Genomic DNA, 20,035 nt, shown 5'->3' with positions numbered 1-20,035 from the left:
GGGCATCATGGCCGATACGATGCAGTTCGACCTCGTCTCGCCCGAACGGAAGCTCGCTTCCGTTCAGGCCCGCGAGGTCCGTCTTCCCGGCGTGGAAGGCGACCTGACGGCGATGCCGGGCCATGCGCCCGTCATCCTTTCGCTGCGGCCGGGCATCCTGACCGTGGTCAGCGCCGAAGGCACGGCGGAATACGCCGTGACGGGCGGCTTCGCCGAGGTTTCGGGCGACAAGGTGACCGTTCTGGCCGAGCGCGGTCTGACCCGGGCGGAACTGACCGCCGCGGTTCATGCCGAGATGCTGGCCGAAGCCAAGAAAGTCGCGGACGCCGCGCATCCGACGGTGGCCGATGCCGCCGCCAAGATGCTCGCCGACATGGAAGCGCTTGGCACGCACATCAACCTCTGAGGGATCACCTCTCAGGCGAGTTTGGGCCCCGGTCTTCGTGCCGGGGCCTTTGCTTTTCGCTTTTTCCTTTTGGTGCCGCGGATTAGCCTGAGCCGAGTGGAAGGCCGGAGTGAGCGGTAAAGGCAGATGAAGAAGTATTCCTCGACCCGGATCGGCGTGGCGCAGGGCTCGCTGGTGCTGTTTTCCGATTATCAGGATGGCGGCGTGATGTGGACCGGCGAGGGCCCGCGCGAATTGCGCCGCGTGGTCGTTTTCGACGAGCCCTTCCGCGAGGCGCCAGCGGTGCAGGTCTCGCTGTCGATGTGGGATATCGACCAGAAGCACAATCCACGCATGGACATCACCTCTGACATGATCACGGCCGAGGGCTTCGTCATCGTCTTCCGCACCTGGGGTGACACCCGCGTCGCCCGCGTCCGCGCCGATTGGCTGGCGATCGGCGGCTGCGCCCATGACGACGATTGGGACGTGGGCTGAACCCCGAATGGCTTTCACCGTCCCGTCACGCGCGGGTGCGGCGGGGCTTTGGAGCCGCCCCTCAACTTGACTTTCGCCGCCCTCTCCCTGATGGTGCGCGCGACTTCTCCAGCCTGCGAGGCCCGCCCGTGCAACACCTTGCCGACATCTGGCAGCGCGTGGATAAGCCCGATCACATCCGCGCCGCGGCGCGCGGGCAGGGGCTGGTCTGCGCCCCAAGCGTCATCCGTCACACCATCCTGACCGCCGGAAACCGGCAAGGGGAACAACCATGATTCTGGGCCATATCGGCGCACGCAAGGGCTCGAAAGGCGTGCCCGGCAAGAACTTCCGGCTGATCGCGGGCAAGCCGCTGATCGACTGGTCGCTCGACCAGCTTTTTGCCAATCCGCGCATCGATGCCGTTGTCGTCTCGACCGATGACGAACGCATCTATGACCATGCGGTGGCGAAAGGCGCGCTCGATATCGGGCTGCGGCCAGACCATCTGGCCACCGATGCGGCGCCGAAATGGGGGGTCTGGCAACATGCGCTCGAGGCCGGGCAGGGGGCTTTGGGCAGTCCCGTGACCACCTTCGTCGATCTCGACTGCACCTCGCCGCTGCGGCTGCCCGAAGACCTTGAGGGCGCGCTGGATCTGTTCGCCCGGGAAAAACCCGACATGGTGATGAGCGTCTGCGAGGCGCGCAAGAACCCCTATTTCAACCTTGTCGAGGCCGATGAGACCGGGGCGCTGCATGTCTCGAAACCGCTGCCGGGCGGGGTCTGGTCGCGGCAATCGGCGCCCAAGGTCTGGGAACATGCGGCCTCGACCTATGTGCTGTCCTCGGACTATCTGCGCCGGGCCAAGACGATCTACGAAGGCCGGGTGATCCCCTTCGAGATGCCGCCCGAGCGCTGCCTTGATATCGACACGCCGTTTGATTTCCGGCTGGTCGAAATGCTGATGAACGACCGCATCGCGGAAGGAAACTGAGATGACGAACCAACTTTCGGGCCGCACCATTTTCATCACCGGCTCGGGCGGCGTGCTGGGCTCGACCTATGTGCGCCGGATGCTCGACCAGGGCGCCCGCGTCGTGGCGACCGATCTGCCCGGCCACCGGGCCGAGGCGCTGCAAGCCGCCCACGCGGGCAACGAGGCCTTCCGCTTCTACGATCTGGACGTGGGCGACGAGGCGCAGGTGACCGAGATCTTCAAGCGCGTTCTGGCCGATGGCTGGGAGCCCAATGTGGTTCTGAACAATGCCGCCATCACCGGCGAGATGCTGATGGGCGCGGGCAAGCCGTTCCCGGATTTCGCCGATACCTCGGTCGCCGATTTCGAGCGCACCCTCCGCACGAACCTCACAGGCGCCTTCATGATCGCCCGGCAGATGGACCGCGATATCGTCGGCCGTTGGCCTGCGACGCTGATCAACGTCGCCTCGATGTATGCGCTCAATGGCGCGCATCACCCGATTTACGAGGGCATGCCGTTCAAGAATTTCTCGGCTTACGGTGTGACCAAGGCGGGCATCCACGGGCTGACGGTGTGGCTTGCGGGCTACTGGGCGCCGCGCGGCGCCACGGTCAACACCATCGCCCCGGGCGCGGTCTTCAACAACCATTCCGAGGAATTCCAGCGCCGCGTGGGCGAGCTGATCATGCTCAACCGCATGGCAAAACCGGATGAAATCGCCGATGCGATGCTGTTCCTGTGCTCGGCAGGGGCGGGCTACATGACCGGGCAACTGGTCAATGTCGATGGCGGGTTCTCGGCGTGGTAAGCGCCCGGATCGCCGTCATCGGTGCAGGCTCGATCGGGCGGCGGCATGCGGCCAACTTGGGCGCGCTCGGCTGCACCGTCTCGCATCTGCCATGGCGCAGCTTCGACGCTGCCGCCTTCGCCGCGCGGAGTGATCTGGACGGGGTGGTGATCGCCACCGAAACCCAGATCCGGCTTGAGTTGATCGAGACCTGCGCTCGAATGGGCCTGCCCTTCTACGTCGAAAAGCCCTTGGCCTACACGCCCGAGCAGGTGGCGGCGATCTATGCCGCCGCGGCGCCGGTCGTCGATCGCAGCCTGATCGGTTTCATGATGCGCTACAACCCGGCGCTGCAGGCGCTGGCGGCGGAAGACCTCTCCGACATCTACCGCTTCTCCTTCGAGATCGGCCATGACGTGCGGCAATGGCGGGCGAACTGGCGGTTCGCTGACAGCTACGCCGCCCGGCCCGAGGGGGGCGGGGTGCTTCTCGACCTCTCGCACGAGGTCGATCTGGCGATGGTGCTTTTCCCCGACCTCGCGCTGCGCGGGGCGGAAAGCCTGGGCCATCCGTCGTTCCCCGGCGTCGATTTCGCCACCACCTTGATGCTTGCAGCGACGGGCGGGCCGGTCGGCACTGTCTCGATGGATTACCTCTCGCCCGTCTTCATCCGCCGCGCCCGGCTGGTGGGGCTCAAGCGCCTGATCGAGGTCGATTTCCTGACGCCCGAGATCACGTTCCTGACGCCCGGCCGCCGCACCAGCCAAGCTTACGTCTTCGAACGCAACGACATGTTCATGGGCGCGATGCGCGACTTCCTGCGCCTCATCGCCGAAGGGCCGGGGGCGGATCTGCAACCGCTCGCGCCGCGCTTCACCACGATGCGGCCGGTGAACGAGATGGTCGCCACAGCCTGGTCTGCCCGGCGCTTCACCGGGCAGGTCGAGATGGAGATGGGCTGAGCTCAGCCGTGATCGGCGAAGGTCTTCTGCAACCCGCCTTGCCAGAAGCCTTCGTCGCGCAGCACATCGATGAATCGCTCGGCCGCGCGGCCCTCGCCAAAGGCGGTATGGGGCGGGTAGCGCTTGCCCCATTCGCGGGTCAGGAACCCGTCGATCTTTCCCCGATCCGCCGCATCGGCGGAAAACAGCGACGGCGCCTCGGCCCGGTTCGTCTGCCGCGAGCCGATATCGAGCGAGGGGATGCCAAGAAACGGCGCCTCGCGCACCCCGGCGCTCGAATTGCCGACGAGGCAGGCGGCATTCTTCATCAGCTCGGAAAAATGCGCAAACCGCATCGAGGGGATCAGCCGGAACCGCTCCCGCGGCAGCTTTTCCAGCACCGCAAAGATATCGCGTGAGCCGGGATCGTTGTTCGGCGCGATGACGACGAAGTTCCGCCCCGAGGCGTCGAGCGCCCCGAACAGATCCGCCGCCTGCCGCCCCATCGTCGCGGCTTCCGAGGTGACCGGGTGAAAGGTCGTCACGCCGTAATCGTCAAACGGGATGTCGTAGCGGCGCAGCACGTCGGGCAGGGTCACCCCCGAAGGCCGGGCGTGGAAATCAAGCTCGGGCGAGCCGATGACATGGATCTTGTCGGCCGGTTCGCCCAAGGTCATCACCCGCTTCGCCGCCGCTTCCGAGGACACGAAATGGCAGGCGGCCAGCTTGGTGTTGCAGTGCCGGAACACCTCGTCGATCGTGCCCGAGACCTCGCCGCCCTCGATATGGGCCGAGCGGATGTAATTCGTGGCACAGACGAGCGCGCAGGCCAGAGCCTCGATCCGGTCGCCGTGGAAGACCACCAGATCGGGGCGCAGCTCGGCGAAGATGTCGGAAAAGCCGGTGATCGATTTCGCCAGGATCAGATCCTGCGGGTCGCCTTCGCGCTGGTTGAGGAACTCATGCACGGTGGCGCCCTGCACGCGGTGGACCTCGATCTTGGTCAGCCCGTAGCGCTCGAGCATATGCATGCCGGTGACCAGGAAGGAGACGACAAACCCCGCATCGCGGGCGGCGATGGCCAGCGGCTCGATCTTGCCGAAATCGGCACGGGTGCCGGTGACGAAAAGGATGGATTTCATGTCCGCCCGCCCTTCATGAGATTGATTTCCGCAACCACCTGATCCTTGAACTCCCGCGTGCGGGCACGGCAGAGGGCCAGCATCTCCGGCTGGGCTTGCGCCGTGTGCCGCTGCGACAGCCAGTTCTTGGGCGTTGCATAGGCGGGCGGCAGCCGGAACCGGGCGAATTTCCCGGAAAACGGAATGCACAAGACGTTCCGCCCCATGAGCAGCGCCCAATAGGTGCCATGGTAGGAGTTGGTCACCACCGTCCGCCCGCTCGCGATGAAGCGAAGCGCCTCGGGCAAGGCGGTGGCGGCATTCGTCAGTACCGGAATCGAGTCCGGGATCGACAGGCCCTGTTTGCCGGTCTTGCCCGCGTGGGCATAAAAGACGAGGTCATGTTCGGGCGCGGCGGGGGCGTCGAACTCTGGCGACATGCAGCTGGGGCAGGGCGCCCAGGGGTAGTCGCGATCGCCATAGTCCCGACTGCCGACCAGCCTGCACAGGCGGCGGGCCCGCGCGTAGCGCAGCGAAAACGGGAACATCTGCACCGTGCTGACGCCCCAGGCGATGTGACGCCCGCGAAGGTCCTGATTCACGCCGGGGTAGGTGCTGACCCCGCCAAATATCTTGCCGCCGCCCAGAACGGCCCAGTCATAGGCCGCGACCGGCTTGCGGATATCGGCGGCGAAAGCGTCCTCGGGCCAGTCGAACCAGTCGAAGGGCGAGCACCACCGGTCGCCGAGGTTCCAGGTGTCGCGCAGATGCAGGAAAGCCCCGGCCATGGCCTAGAACCTCGCGATCTTGCGGGCGCGCGGGGGGGCGGTCCGATGGTCAGGCATCGGGCATGTCCTTTTGCGGTGACGGCGGCGGGAAAGAGACTTCCGTCTTGCCGGTCAGCAGCGCCAGAAGCGTGTCGGAGACCCGCTCCACATTGGCGTTGGCATCGTAATCCTTGGCGATTTCCGTATAGATCGTCTCCAGAACGCCCTCGTGGCCACGCGCCCAAAGGGCGCCGGTTTTCCGTTCCAGCTCCTCGTGGGCAAAGCCGAGCTGCGAGATCGCCTTGAAGTCCAGGCCGGGCTTCCAGTTGATGACGCCGGGCAAGGCGCGATACCAGGCGCCACCGAAGACGACCGCCGGGCGCCCCTTGCGGATCGCCTCCCAACCGGCGGTTCCGGTGACGGTGGCGGTGAACTTCGCCTTCGCCGAAAGCAGCGCGGTGTTGCTGTGCGAGGGCAGCAATTGCACCCCCTCGATCCGCTTGAGCCGATGAAAGAACAGCGGTCCCCGGGCAAAGGCCCCCTGCCGCGGGTTTTCCTTGACGTAGATCTTCCAGCCCGGGGGCAGGTCATGCGCCAGAGCTTCGATCATCAGCAGCTGGTCGCGCCAGACACCGCCCAGGGCAGAGGTCGAAAGCTCCGGTTGATTGTGCAGCGGCGCGTAGATGAAATCCGCGTCCCAATCGACCTTGCCGGTTTCGTATTCCGCCAGATGTTCGAAATAGGCCAGCTCATTGTCGTGAAAGAACCGCGCAAAGGGATCGCGCCAATCCGGCAGCTTCTCGTAGATCGCGGAGATGCGCCCAAGGGTGCGGCGGATATAGGCCGGGTTCAGCAGCTTGCCGGGGCTGCGCAGGGCCATGTGCTTGATGAAACGCGCAATCGCATGGCGGCTGATCTTTCCGCGCGGGCCCTGATCCTGCCAGCGCGGGTCCATGTAGAACAGATCCGGCGCCGAGCCCTTTTCGATCGGCATCGGCGCTGCGGTGCTGGTCTCAAGATCGGCAAGGCCAAGATCCTCGACCCGCTCCATCGAGAAGAAGCGATTGGGAAACAGCGTCTGGTAAAGCACCAGCGTCTTCAGGCCAAGCGCCCGCGCGACATGATAAAGGATGGTGTCATAGCCCAGATGCGGGACGTTCAGAAACAGCACATGCGTCGCGCGCGTCTCGACCAGCTTGGCCGCCAAGGCTTCGGCCAGGATGTGATAATAGTCGAGATAATCCTGCAGGTTGCGCAGGTTGTGCGATCTGTAGCGAAAGGTCGGGTCGAACCGGTGCAGCTGATCGACGGCGGTTTCCACCATGCGCCGATAGTCTTCCGACGCCAGCAGCGGAAGATCCACGCCGCGCGCCTTGAAGCCCTGCATCAGATCGTCCTGCCCGTTGCGCGCGGGGCGCATGCGATACAGGTCCGGCCCGGACAGGTCCGCCCCGACGTCGCCGGAGTGGAATGCCAGTTCGATGCCGCCGTTCGATTTGCGGATCAGCGTTTCGATCATCTCGCGCCGATGCGCGCCGCGGCCATCGACCACCAGCCGAATTGTCATTCTTCGATCTCCAGACTCAGATCGCGGTCGCAGCGCGGGATCAGGAAGCCCTTTTTCGCCAGCCACCAGCCGCGGCGGAAGTAATTCGCGGCCTTCAGCCGGTAATGCGGCAGGCGCCGATACCATTTGAACTTCGCCACATCGCCAAAGCCGGTGCCGGTGATCAGGCTTTCGCCGCCGTCATCGACATGGCTCGGGAAGGGCTCCAGCCCGAACAGGCGGAAATCGTGGCGGAAGAAGCGGTTGATCTCGTGGTCGGTGGCGCGGGTGATCGGGATCATCGCGGGCAGAAGCTTCTCGACCGTGGCGCGGTGGATCAGATAGGTGCCGGTGCCGGTGGCCGAGCCCAGATAGGCATTGACCCGATAGGGCCCGAGCCGCCCCTGACAGATCGGCAGCTTCGCCCGGATCCGGTTCAGTTTCAGCATGTCCCAGGCGTGATCATTGGCCAGCGCCAGATCGACGGCCGCGAGGAAGTCGTCGTGAAACACCACGTCGTCTTCCATGATCAGCGCGACAGGCTTGCCCGAGGCCAGAAATTCGCGCCAGACCCCCAGATGCGAGGTGTAGCAGCCGATGCCACCCCACAGCACCTTGCGGCCCAGATTGCGCTCGAAAGCGGGCAGGTCCATCAGCTTGACCAGCTCGTCCTTGCGGGCCTTGCCGTCGACGCCATCGAAAACGCTGTAACCCAGATCCATCCGGGCCAGCTGTGCCTCCATCCGTTGCCGTCGCGCGGTGGCGCGCGGCAGGTTGATCAGCCAGACGCCAAGATCTGCCCGGGAGAGCGTCACGCCAGATCCTCCCATTTCAGCTGGGTGTTGCGGGGCAGGGCGCGGGTGGTGCGCTTGCCCACCACCTTGTCGAAATCATAGCCCGCGATCTCGCCCGAGCCGGGGCGGCGGGCCCAGATGTCGGCCTCGGTGATCAGATGGCCTTCGGGCAGGGCGCGATCCGCGACGACCGAGGCGCGAGCGAAGCGATAGACCGGCTCTTCGGCCGCGGTGCGTTCCTTCGGATTGCGCGAGGCGATCCAGATTTCCTTCGAGCGGTCGATCAGATGGCGCAGCTCCGACGGGTCCATCGAGTTGATGATGTCGGGGCCGATCCGATAGCGTGTGTCGGTGTAGTGGCGTTCCAGAATGCAGGCGCCGAGCGCCACGGACGCCAGCGCCATCTCCGGCCCGATCGAGTGATCGGAAAAACCGACCGGCACGCCCGGGAAGGCGTCTTGCAGATCCTTGACGCCACGCAGCGAGACGATCTCGGGCGGCGAGGGATACAGGTTCGTGCATTCCAGAAGCGCAAACTCGACGCCCGAAGCCTGCAGGATCGCGACACTCGCGCGGATGCTTTCGATCGTCTGCATGCCGGTCGACAGGATCACCGGCTTGCCCAGCCGCGCGATGTGGCGAATGAGCGGCAGGTTGTCCGCCTCGCCCGAGCCGATCTTGTAGGCCAGCACGCCGATGCTTTCGAGAAACTCCGCCGCCGCGCGCGAAAACGGCGTCGACAGGTAAATCATCCCAAGGCTCTCGGTGTAGCGCTTCAGCTCGATCTCGTCTTCGCGCGACAGGGCACAGCGCGCCATCACCTCCCAGATCGAGACATCGGCATTGGGCGGAAAGATCTGCTTCGCCTCGTCGGTCATCTCGTCTTCAAGGATATGGGTCTGATGCTTGACGCATTCGCAGCCCGAGGCCGCGGCCAGACGCACCATTTCCTTGGCAACCGCCAGCGAGCCGCCGTGGTTGATGCCGATTTCCGCAATGACCAGCGGCGGATGCTCCGGTCCGATCTCCCGCGTTCCGATCTTCATGGCCTGTCCCCTTCGCTGGTTTCGCCCTCAGGCGATAGAACCCCGCGCCGCACCCGTCAAGCCGCGGGCAAAAGCAAGGGGCGCCCGAAGGCGCCCCATTTCGGAAACCGCGATCTCAGAACCCGGCCTTGATCTTTTCGAACTCGGCGAGCTGCTTTTCGCGCAGCTGCGGATCGTTCGGCACCTGCGGCAGGATCGGCGCGTTGACCGGGCCGATGCCCGCCTTGATCTGCTCTTCGAGCGGGATCGTCGCCATCGCCTTCAGGCTCGAATGGCCATAGCCGATGTTGTCCAGAAGCGCGCGGGCGGCTTCGGGGCGCAGCCACGAGTTCATGAAGTCATAGGCCTTCTGCTCGTCGCCGGGGCCGTCCTTCAGATTCACATAGCCGCAGAAGAAGGTCGACGACCCTTCCTTCGGCTCGCGCTGGAAGGCGACCGGGTAGTTTTCGTTGCGCAGGTTGGTGACGCCGTCGTTCCACGACCAGGAAATCAGCACCTCGCCCGAGGCCATGGTCTGCGCCTGCTCGGCCGGGTCGGCCCAGTAACTCAGCACGTTCTTGTGCGCCTCGCGCAGCCAGGCGGCGGCGGCGGCGAATTGCTCATCCGTCACCTTGGTCCAGTCGGTCACGCCGGTCGCCAGATAGGCCAGCGCCCAGACGTCATCGGACGAGTTCGGCAGCGACACACGGCCCTGATATTTCGGGTTCACGAAGACTTGCAGCGAGGCGACATCCTCTGCCGGGACTTCTTCGGGGTTGTAAGCGATGGCCGCGGCACCCCAGTCGGTCGGGATGAACCAGACGCCCTTGTCGTCCTTGAAGATCGGCGAGTCGAGGTATTTCGGATCGATATCGGCGATGGCCGGGATCTTCGCCGGGTCCCAGGGCTCGATCAGCCCGGCATCGCGGTATTTCGACACCATCTGCGAGCAGGGGTGGGCGACGTCGGCTTTGAAGCCCGAAGCGATCTTCTGATAGGCCTCGTCGTCGTCACCATAGAAGGAATAGGTCGGCGCATCGCCGTATTTGTCCTTGTAGGCCTGATACAGGCCCTCGACCTCAAAGCCGGCCCAGTCGAAGACCAGAAGGCCGGAATCGCCCGCACGGGCCGGGGCCGAAGGCAGCGACAGCAGCAGCGCGGCTGTAGCAGAGGCAAGCAGAAGCGATGATTTCTTCATGAGTGGCGTTCCCCGTTGATTGTGGATTTGGCGAAACGCTAGACCGCACAACGCGTGCGAACAAGCGAATATTTCGCCGCTCTTGCGGCGCGGCGCCCCCTTGCCGAACCGGCCCTGCTGCCCCAGTTGGGGGGCATGACCCGTGAAACCCCGATCCTTTTGTGGTTGCGCCGCGATTTCCGGCTGAATGACCATCCGATGCTGGCCGAAGCGGCTGCCTCCGGGCGGCCGGTCCTGGCGCTGTTCATTCTTGATCCCGTGACCGAGGCCTATGGCGCGGCGCCGAAATGGCGTCTGGAACAAGCGCTTGCGGCTTTTGGCCCGGCGCTCGAACGCTGCGGCGTGCCGCTGGTGCTGCGCCGGGGCGCGGCGCTTTCGGTGCTGCGCGAGGTTGTCGCGGAAAGCGGGGCGGGGGCCGTCTGGTGGCAACGCGATCTCGATCCGGTGGCGATTGCGCGCGATACCGCGGTCAAGACGGCGCTGAAAGCTGAGGGGCTGGAGGCGCGCTCGTTCGATGGGCAGGTGCTTTTCGCGCCGTGGGAGGTGAAGACGGGGCAGGGCGGTCCCTATCGCGTCTACACGCCGTTCTGGAAAGCCGTGCGCGGCCTGCCGGTGGCGAGGCCCTTGCCCCCAGTTACGGCGCTGCGCCCGGGGCCGATCCTGCGCGGCGACAGTCTTGCGGATCTGGGGCTTGGCTGCGCGATGCGGCGCGGGGGGGCGATCGTCGCGAAATATGCCCGCGTGGGCGAGGCCGCGGCGCAGGCCCGGCTTGACCGCTTTCTGCGCGACGGGATCGAGACCTATCAGGCGCGGCGGGATCATCTCGCCGATCATGCCACCTCGGAGCTGTCGGAGAACCTCGCCTGGGGCGAGATTTCGCCGCGGGTGATCTGGCACGCCGGATGGCGCGCGATGCAGGAAGGCCGGGCGGGCGCCGAGACCTTCCTGAAAGAACTGGTCTGGCGCGAGTTTGCCTGGCATCTGATGTTTCATTATCCGACGCTCGCTCAGGCGAATTGGCGCGCGGACTGGGATGACTTCCCTTGGGCGGGCGACAGTCCCGCGGCCGAGCGTTGGCGGCGCGGCCAGACCGGCGAGCCCGTTGTCGATGCGGCGATGCGTGAGCTTTACGTAACCGGGCGGATGCACAACCGGGCGCGGATGATCGTCGCCTCCTATCTGACCAAGCATCTGCTGACCGATTGGCGCGTCGGGCTGCGCTGGTTCGAGGACTGCCTGATCGACCATGATCCTGCGGCGAATGCGATGGGCTGGCAATGGGTGGCGGGCTGCGGCCCGGATGCTGCGCCCTATTTCCGCATCTTCAACCCGGCGTCGCAGGCCGAGAAATTCGACCCCGAGGGCACCTATCGCCGCCGTTGGCTGGCCGAGGGCAACCGCCATGCGCCGCAGACCGCGCGCGATTTCTTTGCCGCCGTGCCGAAGTCGTGGCAACTGGTGCCCGGCCCTGCGCTGCCCGCACCGCTGATCGATCTGGCGGCCGGACGGGAACGGGCGCTGGCCGCCTATGCCGCCCGGTCAACGAAAGAGCCATAACCGCGGGATCGTTTCCGTTCCCGCCATGATTGCATCCCGATTCGCGCCACATTTTCCGTCGATAAAATTAAGTCATGAATGCCTCCTCCAGAGGATCGGTCGGAGTTCTGAGATGCAGAAAGTCGTGCTGCGCGACACCCAGGTGGCCCTTCCCACGACAGCGAAGCTGTTCGGGGCGCTGGGGCTGGCGGCCACTGGGTTTGTCACCGCGGAGCTGATCCCCGGCAAACTCCATCCCGGCGCCGAGATCCACGGGCTGGCGCTGATGGCGGCCTCTTTCGGGCTGCTTCTGGGCTGGCGGGTGATCGGAATGCGCCCGGGCAAGGGGCTGGTCAAGGCGGTGGAGCGTGGCCTGCATGCGGCGATCTATCTGCTGCTCTGGACAATGCTGTTTCTGGGCGCGTTGCAGATGATGCGCGAGATGGTGCACGGGCGCTATGACAGCCCGAGCGAGGCGCTTCTCGACATTCTGGCACAAGGGATGCGGCTGGGCACCGAGGCGATCCAGCTGGATGTGCTGGCCACGCTCTTTTGCGGGGCGATCCTTTCCGCTATGCTTGCCGAATGGGCGTGGAAACGCTGGCAATAGGCCGCGCCCCAACCGCAAACCGGGGCAGGTTCATTGCGCAAACTCTATTTCTTTTATGGCACCCTCGGCCATCAGCCGCTGCTTGCGGCGGTTCTGGGCCGCTCTCCCGACCTGCATCCCGCCCGCGCGACCGGCTATGAGGTTCGCCATGCCTGCGATCCCGCGGGTGCCGAACTCGGCTATCCGCTGCTCGTGCCCGGCCCCGTGGGCGCAGAGGGCTTTTTGGCCGAGGTGAGTGCGGCCGAGGAAGAGGTGCTCGACTGGTATGAGATCGGCTATCGCAAGGATGTCCTTGCGGTTGTCGATGCCGCGGGCAATGCGGTGAAGGCGCTGGCCTATCTGCCCGAGGATCGGCGCTGGACGCCGGGGCGGCTTTGGGCTTTGGCCGATTGGGCCGCGGAAAAGGGTGATCTGGCGACGCTCGCCGTGGCCGAGGTGATGGCGCTGCGCGGGCAGGTGTCGTCCGAGGCCGCGATTGCGCGCTATCCGATGATCCGCGTGCGGGCCGCCTCGCGTCTGCGCGCCGCCCAGCCGCGCCCGGCCACGCTGCGCCGGACCACGGTCGCGGGCGATGTGCAGGTCGAAAGCCTGACCACGCCTTACGCGAAATTCTTCGCGGTCGAGGATTACCGCCTGCGTCATCGCCGTTTCAGCGGCGGCATGAGCGCCGTGCTCGACCGGGCCGCCTTCATTTCGGGCGATGCGACGGTGGTGTTGCCTTACGATCCCGTCCGCGACACCGTGCTTCTGGTCGAGCAATTCCGCCCCGGTCCGTTTGCGCGCGGCGATGCGAACCCGTGGTCGCTGGAAACCGTGGCAGGCCGTGTCGATGCGGGCGAAACCCCCGAAGAGGCCGCGCGGCGCGAGGCCGAGGAGGAGGCGGGCGTGACCTTGGGCCGCCTGATCGCGGCGCCTGCGCATTACCCCTCGCCCGGGGCGAAAAGCGAATATCTCTATTGCTACATCGGTCTGTGTGACCTGCCCGAGACCGGCGCCGGGCTTGGCGGCCTTGAAGCCGAGGGCGAGGATATCCGCAGCCACCGCATTCCTTTCGCGCAGATGATGGAGTTGATCGACAGCGGTGAAATCGAGAACGGGCCGCTCATTGTGATCGCGCTCTGGTTGGCACGTCTGCGCGAGGAGTTGCGCAAAAGCGCCCTCGGGACTTGAGGCGCCCCCGCTTGCCCTTTAGTCTTGCCCGACCGGGCCCAACGCCCCGGCACGAGGGAGAGACATGATCTGCAAGGACCTGGCTGCCGCCATCGGCAACACGCCGCTCATCCGCCTGAAGAAGGCGTCCGAAATGACCGGCTGCGAGATCCTCGCCAAGGCCGAGTTCATGAACCCCGGCCAATCGGTCAAGGACCGGGCGGCGCTTTACATCATCCGCGACGCGATCGCGCGCGGTGCGCTGAAGCCCGGCGGCACCATCGTCGAGGGCACGGCGGGCAATACCGGGATCGGTCTGGCGTTGGTGGGATCGGCGATGGGCTTTCGCACCGTCATCGTGATCCCCGAGACGCAGAGCCAGGAAAAGAAGGACATGCTGCGGCTGGCCGGCGCCGAATTGGTGCAGGTGCCCGCGGCGCCCTATTCCAACCCGAACAACTATGTCCGCTACTCGGGTCGTCTGGCCGAGGCGCTGGCCGAGACCGAGCCGAATGGCGTCGTCTGGGCGAACCAGTTCGACAATACCGCCAACCGGCAGGCGCATCTGGAAACCACCGGCCCGGAAATTTGGGAACAGACCGGCGGCAAGGTCGATGGCTTCGTCTGTGCCGTGGGCTCGGGCGGCACGCTGGCGGGGGTGGGCCTTGCGCTGCAACCGAAGGGCGTGAAGATCGCGCTGGCCGACCCGGACGGGGCGGCACTGCACAGCTTCTACACCACCGGCGCGCTGAAATCCGAAGGCTCCTCGATCACCGAAGGTATCGGGCAGGGCCGGATCACCGCGAACCTCGAAGGGTTCACCCCGGACATGAGCTTCAACATCTCCGATGCCGAGGCGCTGCCGGTGGTCTTTGACCTTTTGTCCGAGGAAGGCATCTGCGTCGGCGGTTCCTCGGGCGTCAACGTCGCGGGGGCGATCCGCATGGCGCGTGCGATGGGGCCGGGTCACACCATCGTCACGGTGCTTTGCGATTACGGCACCCGCTACATGTCGAAATTGTTCAACCCGGAATTCCTGCGGGCCAAGGGCCTGCCGGTGCCGGTCTGGCTCGATGGCCGCGCCCAGACCGTGCCGGAGGTGTTCGAGGGATGATCGCCCGCCTGTTTCTGCGCATCCTTCTGCTGACGCTGGTCCTTGCGCTGCCCGTGGCGGCGCAAAGCGATGGCGAACCGAATTACAAGGCCTTCACCAAAGCCTCGTCGCAGGTCGAGGAGGCCGTCGCCAAGGGCGAGATTTCCGACGCCCGGCTGACCGAGATGCGCGCCGAAATGGTGAAATGGCGCACCACTTTTACCGAGGCGCAAGACACCAACGCCGGCCAGATCGAGACGCTGAAAAGCCAGATCGCGGCGCTGGGGCCGGCACCGGCCGAGGGGGGCGACCGAAGATCCGCTGATCGCAAACCGGCGCGAGGATCTGAACGCCAAGCTGTCCAAGCTGCAGGCGCCGGGGATTTCGGCGACCGAGGCCGCAAGCCGCTCGGATGCGATCATCCGTGCCATCGACAAGCTGATCCGCGAACGTCAGGCGGACAAGCTGTTGCGGCTTTCGCCCTCGGTGGCCAACCCGGTGAACTGGCCCGCGGGGGCCTCGCTTTTGCGCTGGATGGGCGAGTGGATCTATGACGAGACCCGCTGGCGTTTCACCCAGCCGGTGAATTACGAAACCACCCGCGACAATGCCCCCCTGATCATCGGCCTGATCCTTGGCGCGCTGTTGCTGCTGGCGCGCGGCGGGGCCTGGATGGCGCGGCTGACGCGCTGGTTGCTGACGAAAACCGCGATGCGCGGCCGCAATCTGATTTCCGGCATCGTCAGCTTCGGTCAGGTGCTGTTGCCGACGGCGGGGGCGGTGATGGCGACGACGGCGCTCGACAAGACGGCGCTGTTCGGACCGATCCTCGCCTCGCTTTACCTGCTCGCGCCGGGGATGCTGTTTGTCGTGCTCTCGGCGCGCTGGCTGGGCACCCGGGTCTTCCCGCCGCAGGCAGGCGAGGGGGTGATCACCCCCGGCGCCGAGGGCAGGGTTTATGCGTTGATGCTGGGCCTTGGCTTCATGGCCTATCGTCTGATCGAAATGTGGGTCGCCCCCCGCGCCGAGGATTTCCTGGGCGGGGCCGGCGAGCTTGGATCGGACCGCGCCGCGGCCGTGGCCGACAGGGCCGATGCGGCGCTCTCGGTGCTGCAGGTGCCGCTGCAGGTCTTTGCGGCGCTGGCGCTGTTCCGGATGGGGCAGCTTCTGCGCCGTCAGGGCAGCGGTGCGAACCTGACCGAGGAAGCCGACGGCGCCTTCCGCCTTGGCCTTCTGCGCTGGCTTGGCAATGCGCTCTTGCTGATCGCCGTGGCAGGGCCGGCGCTGGGCGTCATCGGCTATGTCAGCGCCGCCAATGCGCTGATCTGGCCGGCGGTGCTGACGCTTGGGCTTTTTTGCGCTGGTGATCACGCTGCAAAGCTTCATTGCCGAGCTTTACGTCACCATCTCAGGTCCCGAGGCCCGCCGTGACGCGCTGTTGCCGGTGCTGGGCGGCTTCCTGCTGGCGCTCGCCTCGATGCCGGTTCTGGCGCTGATCTGGGGCGCGCGCGTCGATGATCTGGTCGAGCTCTGGACCTCGTTCCAGGCCGGGATCGAGGTTGGCGGCGTGCGGATCTCGCCCTCGTCCTTCATCACCTTCGCCGTCGTCTTCACCATCGGCTACACGCTGACGCGGATCTTTCAGGGCGCGCTCAAGGCCTCGATCCTGCCGCGCACGACGATCGACAAGGGCGGTCAGAACGCCATCGTCTCGGGGCTGGGCTACGTCGGCATCCTGCTCGCTGCGCTGATCGCGATCTCGACCGCGGGGATTGATCTGTCCTCGCTCGCCATCGTTGCCGGGGCGCTCTCGGTGGGTATCGGCTTCGGTCTGCAGACGATCGTGCAGAACTTCGTTTCGGGCATCATCCTGCTGGTCGAGCGCCCCATCTCTGAAGGTGACTGGATCGAAGTCGGTGGCCGTCAAGGTATCGTGCGGAACATCTCGGTGCGGGCGACGATCATCGAGACCTTCGACCGCACCGACGTGATCGTGCCGAATGCCGATCTGATCTCGGGCGCGGTGACGAACTGGACGCGTGGCAACAAGACCGGGCGGCTGATCGTGCCGGTGGGGGTGGCTTACGGCAATGACACCCGCCGGATCGAGGCGATCCTGACCGAGATTGCCCAGGCCCATCCGCTGGTCATGATGACGCCGCCGCCCTTTGCGGTCTTCACCGGCTTCGGGGCGGACAGTCTGAACTTCGAGATCCGGGCGATCCTGTCGGATGTGAACTTCAAGCTGCGGGTGCATTCCGAGATGAACCACCAGATCGCGGAACGCTTCGGGCGCGAGGGGATCGAGATTCCCTTCCCGCAGCGCGACGTCTGGATCCGCAACCCCGAGATGCTGCGGCCCGACTATGTGCCGCCCGCCGAGAAGATGGTGGTGGGCCACGGCACGATTGCGCCGCCGCCGTCCCCGGCCCGCCCCGAACCGGGCGAGGGGATTGCGGTGTTGTCCGACAATGATGGCGCCGAGGAAGGCGACGATCGCTGAGAGCATGACGGGATGATCTCCCCCCTTGCGAGGGGGGAGATTTGCCGCTAAACCCGGCCGCGGACGGGTGGCCGAGTGGTCGAAGGCGCACGCCTGGAAAGTGTGTAGGCGGGGAACCGTCTCGTGGGTTCGAATCCCATCCCGTCCGCCACTTGCACATTGCAAACCTGAAAACAGGTCCCTCGCGGGGCCTTTTTCTTTATGTGCCAAAGGGGTTTGCAGGGGCCATCCGCCCTTCGGAGACTGGCCAACTGCGCGCGATCGGTCTCTGAATGCCTACCGTCTCTTTCGACCCGCCCCTCGCTCTCTGCGAGACGGGTTCAAAACATCCATGCATTACAAGGAACTGGCGGGATCGCGTTGCGCCCCTGTTTCGCTGGTTACGGCTTGTCTCAAAGCAGACGGAGACGCGACACGGGCGGCGTGGTCGTTGGTATGTCTAAGGAGTCTTGCGCGAAGTCTCTCCTGACAAATACAGCTTCGGCCCCCAGAAGGGCGCGATGTCAAACGGGCCTAGGACAGATCAAGAGACGACCTAATCGTCACCACGTCATTGCAACGGCTTGAAATTACGAAAAGAGCGTCGTTCAAATCGCACGATCGCGTTTTTTTCAGGAGGTTAGAGTGAGCTGTAATGGATGGAACCACCCGCCTGATTGCGATTGTGGGTGGGGCGGCGACACGGGCGGCGGAGCTGGTCAGCGAGCCGGTTCTTACTGGTCGCTCGGGCATTCCGACGGTTTCGTCAGTCCGAACGCTCGCTGCCCGCTGTGCGGCGAGGCTGTCTTTTATTATGAATCGCCAAATGGTGGGAAGGTGTGGTTCGATGAACTTGGCCCACCTTGGCCGAAGCATCCTTGCATGGAATCCCGTTCAGCATCGATAAACAACTATGGCGAGTTTCTGGAATTCACGGGCACTCGGCTTGCACCTCCCGTCGCGATGCAGATGGCTGCGGAGCTCGTTCGATACGCTATGAAAAGCTTCCGCGCGCCGAAGAGAGAATGGCCGGACGACGATTTGTCTGCAGCCAGATCAGAACTTATCGACTGGATGTTCAGACAGCACGAGACGGGCGGCGATCACGTTGTGCCGCTGTCTGAACTGTTGCAGATAGTTGGATACATCGAAAAGCGGGCCGAAGGTGCCGTTACCCGCTTGCCGACGATGCTCTCACTTCTTGAACATCAGAAGGACACGGATAAGGCGGCAGCGCAAAAAGAAATTTTCACAAACAGCGCCGCACGCGGCCGCAGAACATTAGCGATCATGGCTCAGCTTCGCGCGCATTACCAGCGTGATGAACATGACGACAATCAGCAGTTAAGGGTCGTGCAAGAATAGGAGTGCAATCGTCATGCAGCTTTCGTCGCCACGGCATCCTGCGCGCGTGGTTCAGCGTTTAGGCTTGCCAAACGCCCGCTCAGCCTGCTCCTGCCATGTCTCCCCGGCCAGAAAGCACAGATCGTAAAGACTGACCGCCGACGCCTCGCGGCCGCAGGTCAGGCGCTTCAGCACATCTGGTGCCAGATAGGCGAGGCGCAGTTGGCGGCTGACATGGCGTTCGGCCAGACCGACGGCCTCGGCCAGTTCCTGGATCGTGGCGAACTCACCTGCCTCCATGCGCCGCCGCCAGCCCCATGCCCGGCCGATGGCGCGCAGGATGTGCGGGTCCTGCGTCTGATCCTCGCTCGGGCTGTAATCGGCGGGCGGCATGATCTTGGGCCGCCCATTCTTCTTGCGCAGCTTCAGGGGGATCAGCACGCGGATAGTGTCATTGCCTCTGGTCATTCGGCGGCCTCCATGTCGCGCGGGGCGATCATCTCGCGGATGACGCCCGCGACACCTTCGCGGCGGATGTCGACCTCGAGCCCGGCGGCGGTGACCGTGACGCGCCGGACCAGAAGCTGGATGATCCGCGCCTGTTCGAGCGGAAACAGTTGTGCCCAGAGCGTGTTGAAATCATGCAGCGCCGCGATTGCCTCGGCCTCGGACACCTGATCGCGCTTCAGCGCCGCCAGCACCTGCGTGACCACCTCGGGCGTCTGCAAGATGCGCCGCACCTCGGTGACGATGGCGTCCTCGACCATGCCCGCAGGCAGGCGGGTCGGAGCGAGGTCGCTGGCGCTGTCGTCCTCTGTCGTGCGGTTCTTGATCACGTCCATCGACACGTAATAGCGATAGAGCTTGCCGCGTTTCTTGGTCGCGGTCGGGGTCATGGCCGCGCCGGTGTCGGTGAAGATCAGGCCCTTCAGCGGCGCGGGCGTCTGCATGCGGCTGTTGCTGGACCGGGCGTGGCGGTTGCCCTGCAGAATGGCGTCGACCTGATCCCAAATCTTGTCGGTAACAATGGCCTCGTGCTCGCCCGGGTAGGCTTTCCCCTTGTGGACGGCCTCGCCGCGATAGACGCGATTGCGGAGCACCCGATAAAGGTAGCCCTTGTCGATCAGCGTGCCCTGCTTGCTGCGAAACCCCTCCCGCCGCAGCTCCTTCGCCAGCATGGTGGCCGAGCCGAGTTCGACGAACCGGTCGAAAATCCGGCGCACCGAGGCGGCCTCAGCCTCGTTGATCACCAGCTTGCGGTCCTGCACATCGTAGCCGAGCGGCACATAGCCCCCCATCCAGATCCCGCGCTTGCGCGAGGCGGCAACCTTGTCGCGGATGCGTTCGCCGATGACCTCGCGTTCGAACTGGGCGAAGCTGAGCAGAATGTTGAGCGTCAGCCGCCCCATCGAGGTGGTCGTATTGAAGGACTGCGTAACCGAGACGAAGGTGACGCCGTTGCGGTCGAAGACCTCGACCAGCTTCGAGAAATCCATCAGGGCGCGGCTGAGCCGGTCGATCTTGTAGACCACCACCACGTCGATCAGCCCGTCGTCAATGTCGGCCAGCAGCTGCTTAAGCCCCGGCCGGTCCAGATTGCCGCCCGAGAAGCCGCCGTCGTCGTAGCGGTCGCGGATGGCGACCCAGCCCTCGGATTTCTGGCTGGCGATATAGGCCTCGCAGGCCTCCCGCTGGGCGTCGAGGCTGTTGAACTCCATGTCGAGCCCTTCCTCACTCGACTTCCGGGTGTAGATGGCGCAGCGCAGGCGGCGGCCGGGGCGCGTGTTCATGTCCATGG

At 65.1% G+C, this 20,035-nt stretch carries 18 protein-coding genes, 1 tRNA gene and 2 pseudogenes; 13 read left to right on the top strand and 8 right to left on the bottom strand.

Annotated elements, in window-relative coordinates:
* The first annotated feature begins 7 nt into the window (after nucleotides 1–7).
* From ACTTAI_RS16910 to ACTTAI_RS16890, 5 genes are all read left to right on the top strand, one after another.
* Entirely contained in the window at nucleotides 8–406 is a 399-nt protein-coding gene (locus tag ACTTAI_RS16910; RefSeq protein ID WP_444452673.1) for a F0F1 ATP synthase subunit epsilon, read from the top strand.
* A 126-nt stretch (nucleotides 407–532) separates the two neighbouring features.
* Nucleotides 533–883, top strand: coding sequence for an H-type lectin domain-containing protein (locus ACTTAI_RS16905; RefSeq protein ID WP_444452672.1), 351 nt, complete (start codon nucleotides 533–535; stop codon nucleotides 881–883).
* Nucleotides 884–1,154: 271 nt separating this feature from the next.
* Nucleotides 1,155–1,859, top strand: coding sequence for an acylneuraminate cytidylyltransferase family protein (locus tag ACTTAI_RS16900; protein ID WP_444452671.1), 705 nt, complete (start codon nucleotides 1,155–1,157; stop codon nucleotides 1,857–1,859).
* A 1-nt stretch (nucleotide 1,860) separates the two neighbouring features.
* Nucleotides 1,861–2,652: an SDR family NAD(P)-dependent oxidoreductase gene (locus ACTTAI_RS16895; protein WP_444452670.1), complete on the top strand. Its 792-nt coding sequence runs from the start codon at nucleotides 1,861–1,863 to the stop codon at nucleotides 2,650–2,652.
* Nucleotides 2,646–3,593, top strand: coding sequence for a Gfo/Idh/MocA family protein (locus ACTTAI_RS16890; RefSeq protein WP_444452669.1), 948 nt, complete (start codon nucleotides 2,646–2,648; stop codon nucleotides 3,591–3,593). Before ACTTAI_RS16895 ends, ACTTAI_RS16890 begins: the two co-directional genes overlap by 7 nt.
* Nucleotides 3,594–3,595: 2 nt before the next feature.
* Here the strand turns inward: ACTTAI_RS16890 and neuC are convergent, their stop codons facing one another.
* From neuC to ACTTAI_RS16860, 6 genes are all read right to left on the bottom strand, one after another.
* Complete coding sequence (gene neuC, locus ACTTAI_RS16885) at nucleotides 3,596–4,714, bottom strand: UDP-N-acetylglucosamine 2-epimerase (RefSeq protein WP_444452668.1); 1,119 nt, start codon at nucleotides 4,712–4,714, stop codon at nucleotides 3,596–3,598.
* Nucleotides 4,711–5,481: a hypothetical protein gene (locus ACTTAI_RS16880; RefSeq protein WP_444452667.1), complete on the bottom strand. Its 771-nt coding sequence runs from the start codon at nucleotides 5,479–5,481 to the stop codon at nucleotides 4,711–4,713. The genes neuC and ACTTAI_RS16880 overlap by 4 nt, the downstream gene beginning before the upstream one ends.
* 49 nt (nucleotides 5,482–5,530) lie before the next feature.
* Entirely contained in the window at nucleotides 5,531–7,027 is a 1,497-nt protein-coding gene (locus ACTTAI_RS16875) for a capsular polysaccharide export protein, LipB/KpsS family (protein WP_444452666.1), read from the bottom strand.
* On the bottom strand, nucleotides 7,024–7,821 hold the full coding sequence (locus ACTTAI_RS16870; protein ID WP_444452665.1) for a glycosyltransferase family 25 protein: 798 nt from the start codon (nucleotides 7,819–7,821) through the stop codon (nucleotides 7,024–7,026). Before ACTTAI_RS16870 ends, ACTTAI_RS16875 begins: the two co-directional genes overlap by 4 nt.
* Nucleotides 7,818–8,846 carry an N-acetylneuraminate synthase family protein gene (locus tag ACTTAI_RS16865; RefSeq protein ID WP_444452664.1) on the bottom strand — a complete coding sequence of 343 codons (1,029 nt, stop codon included), beginning with the start codon at nucleotides 8,844–8,846 and terminating at the stop codon, nucleotides 7,818–7,820. The genes ACTTAI_RS16870 and ACTTAI_RS16865 overlap by 4 nt, the downstream gene beginning before the upstream one ends.
* A gap of 115 nt (nucleotides 8,847–8,961) precedes the next feature.
* Nucleotides 8,962–10,023: an extracellular solute-binding protein gene (locus tag ACTTAI_RS16860; RefSeq protein ID WP_444452663.1), complete on the bottom strand. Its 1,062-nt coding sequence runs from the start codon at nucleotides 10,021–10,023 to the stop codon at nucleotides 8,962–8,964.
* A gap of 135 nt (nucleotides 10,024–10,158) precedes the next feature.
* Here ACTTAI_RS16860 and ACTTAI_RS16855 point away from each other — a divergent pair, with 135 nt between their 5' ends.
* The 8 genes and pseudogenes from ACTTAI_RS16855 (at nucleotide 10,159) to ACTTAI_RS16820 (ending at nucleotide 18,258) form a co-directional block, all read left to right on the top strand.
* A complete protein-coding gene (locus ACTTAI_RS16855) occupies nucleotides 10,159–11,580 on the top strand; it encodes a cryptochrome/photolyase family protein (protein ID WP_444452662.1) in 1,422 nt (473 codons plus the stop codon).
* A 112-nt stretch (nucleotides 11,581–11,692) separates the two neighbouring features.
* On the top strand, nucleotides 11,693–12,169 hold the full coding sequence (locus tag ACTTAI_RS16850) for a TrgA family protein (protein WP_444452661.1): 477 nt from the start codon (nucleotides 11,693–11,695) through the stop codon (nucleotides 12,167–12,169).
* A 33-nt stretch (nucleotides 12,170–12,202) separates the two neighbouring features.
* A complete protein-coding gene (locus tag ACTTAI_RS16845) occupies nucleotides 12,203–13,339 on the top strand; it encodes an NUDIX domain-containing protein (RefSeq protein ID WP_444452660.1) in 1,137 nt (378 codons plus the stop codon).
* A gap of 64 nt (nucleotides 13,340–13,403) precedes the next feature.
* Nucleotides 13,404–14,432 (top strand): cysteine synthase A, encoded by a 1,029-nt coding sequence (locus ACTTAI_RS16840; RefSeq protein ID WP_444452659.1) that lies wholly within the window; start codon nucleotides 13,404–13,406, stop codon nucleotides 14,430–14,432.
* Between the two features lie 300 nt (nucleotides 14,433–14,732).
* Nucleotides 14,733–14,873: pseudogene (locus ACTTAI_RS16835) on the top strand (hypothetical protein); the annotation flags it as partial.
* A 780-nt stretch (nucleotides 14,874–15,653) separates the two neighbouring features.
* Nucleotides 15,654–16,914, top strand: a pseudogene (locus ACTTAI_RS16830) (mechanosensitive ion channel family protein); the annotation flags it as partial.
* A gap of 61 nt (nucleotides 16,915–16,975) precedes the next feature.
* A tRNA-Ser gene (locus ACTTAI_RS16825) sits at nucleotides 16,976–17,065 on the top strand.
* 473 nt (nucleotides 17,066–17,538) lie between these two features.
* Entirely contained in the window at nucleotides 17,539–18,258 is a 720-nt protein-coding gene (locus tag ACTTAI_RS16820) for a hypothetical protein (protein ID WP_444452658.1), read from the top strand.
* Nucleotides 18,259–18,309: 51 nt separating this feature from the next.
* Here ACTTAI_RS16820 and ACTTAI_RS16815 read toward each other — a convergent pair whose 3' ends face one another.
* Complete coding sequence (locus ACTTAI_RS16815; RefSeq protein WP_444452657.1) at nucleotides 18,310–18,705, bottom strand: hypothetical protein; 396 nt, start codon at nucleotides 18,703–18,705, stop codon at nucleotides 18,310–18,312.
* Nucleotides 18,702–20,033, bottom strand: coding sequence for a recombinase family protein (locus ACTTAI_RS16810; protein ID WP_444452656.1), 1,332 nt, complete (start codon nucleotides 20,031–20,033; stop codon nucleotides 18,702–18,704). The genes ACTTAI_RS16815 and ACTTAI_RS16810 overlap by 4 nt, the downstream gene beginning before the upstream one ends.
* Nucleotides 20,034–20,035 lie beyond the last annotated feature (2 nt).

The sequence above is a fragment of the Rhodobacter capsulatus genome (assembly GCF_052363175.1).
Taxonomy (GTDB): domain Bacteria; phylum Pseudomonadota; class Alphaproteobacteria; order Rhodobacterales; family Rhodobacteraceae; genus Rhodobacter; species Rhodobacter capsulatus_D.
Note: the sequence above shows the minus strand (reverse complement) of the source record. Positions and strands in the feature narration are given on the sequence as shown.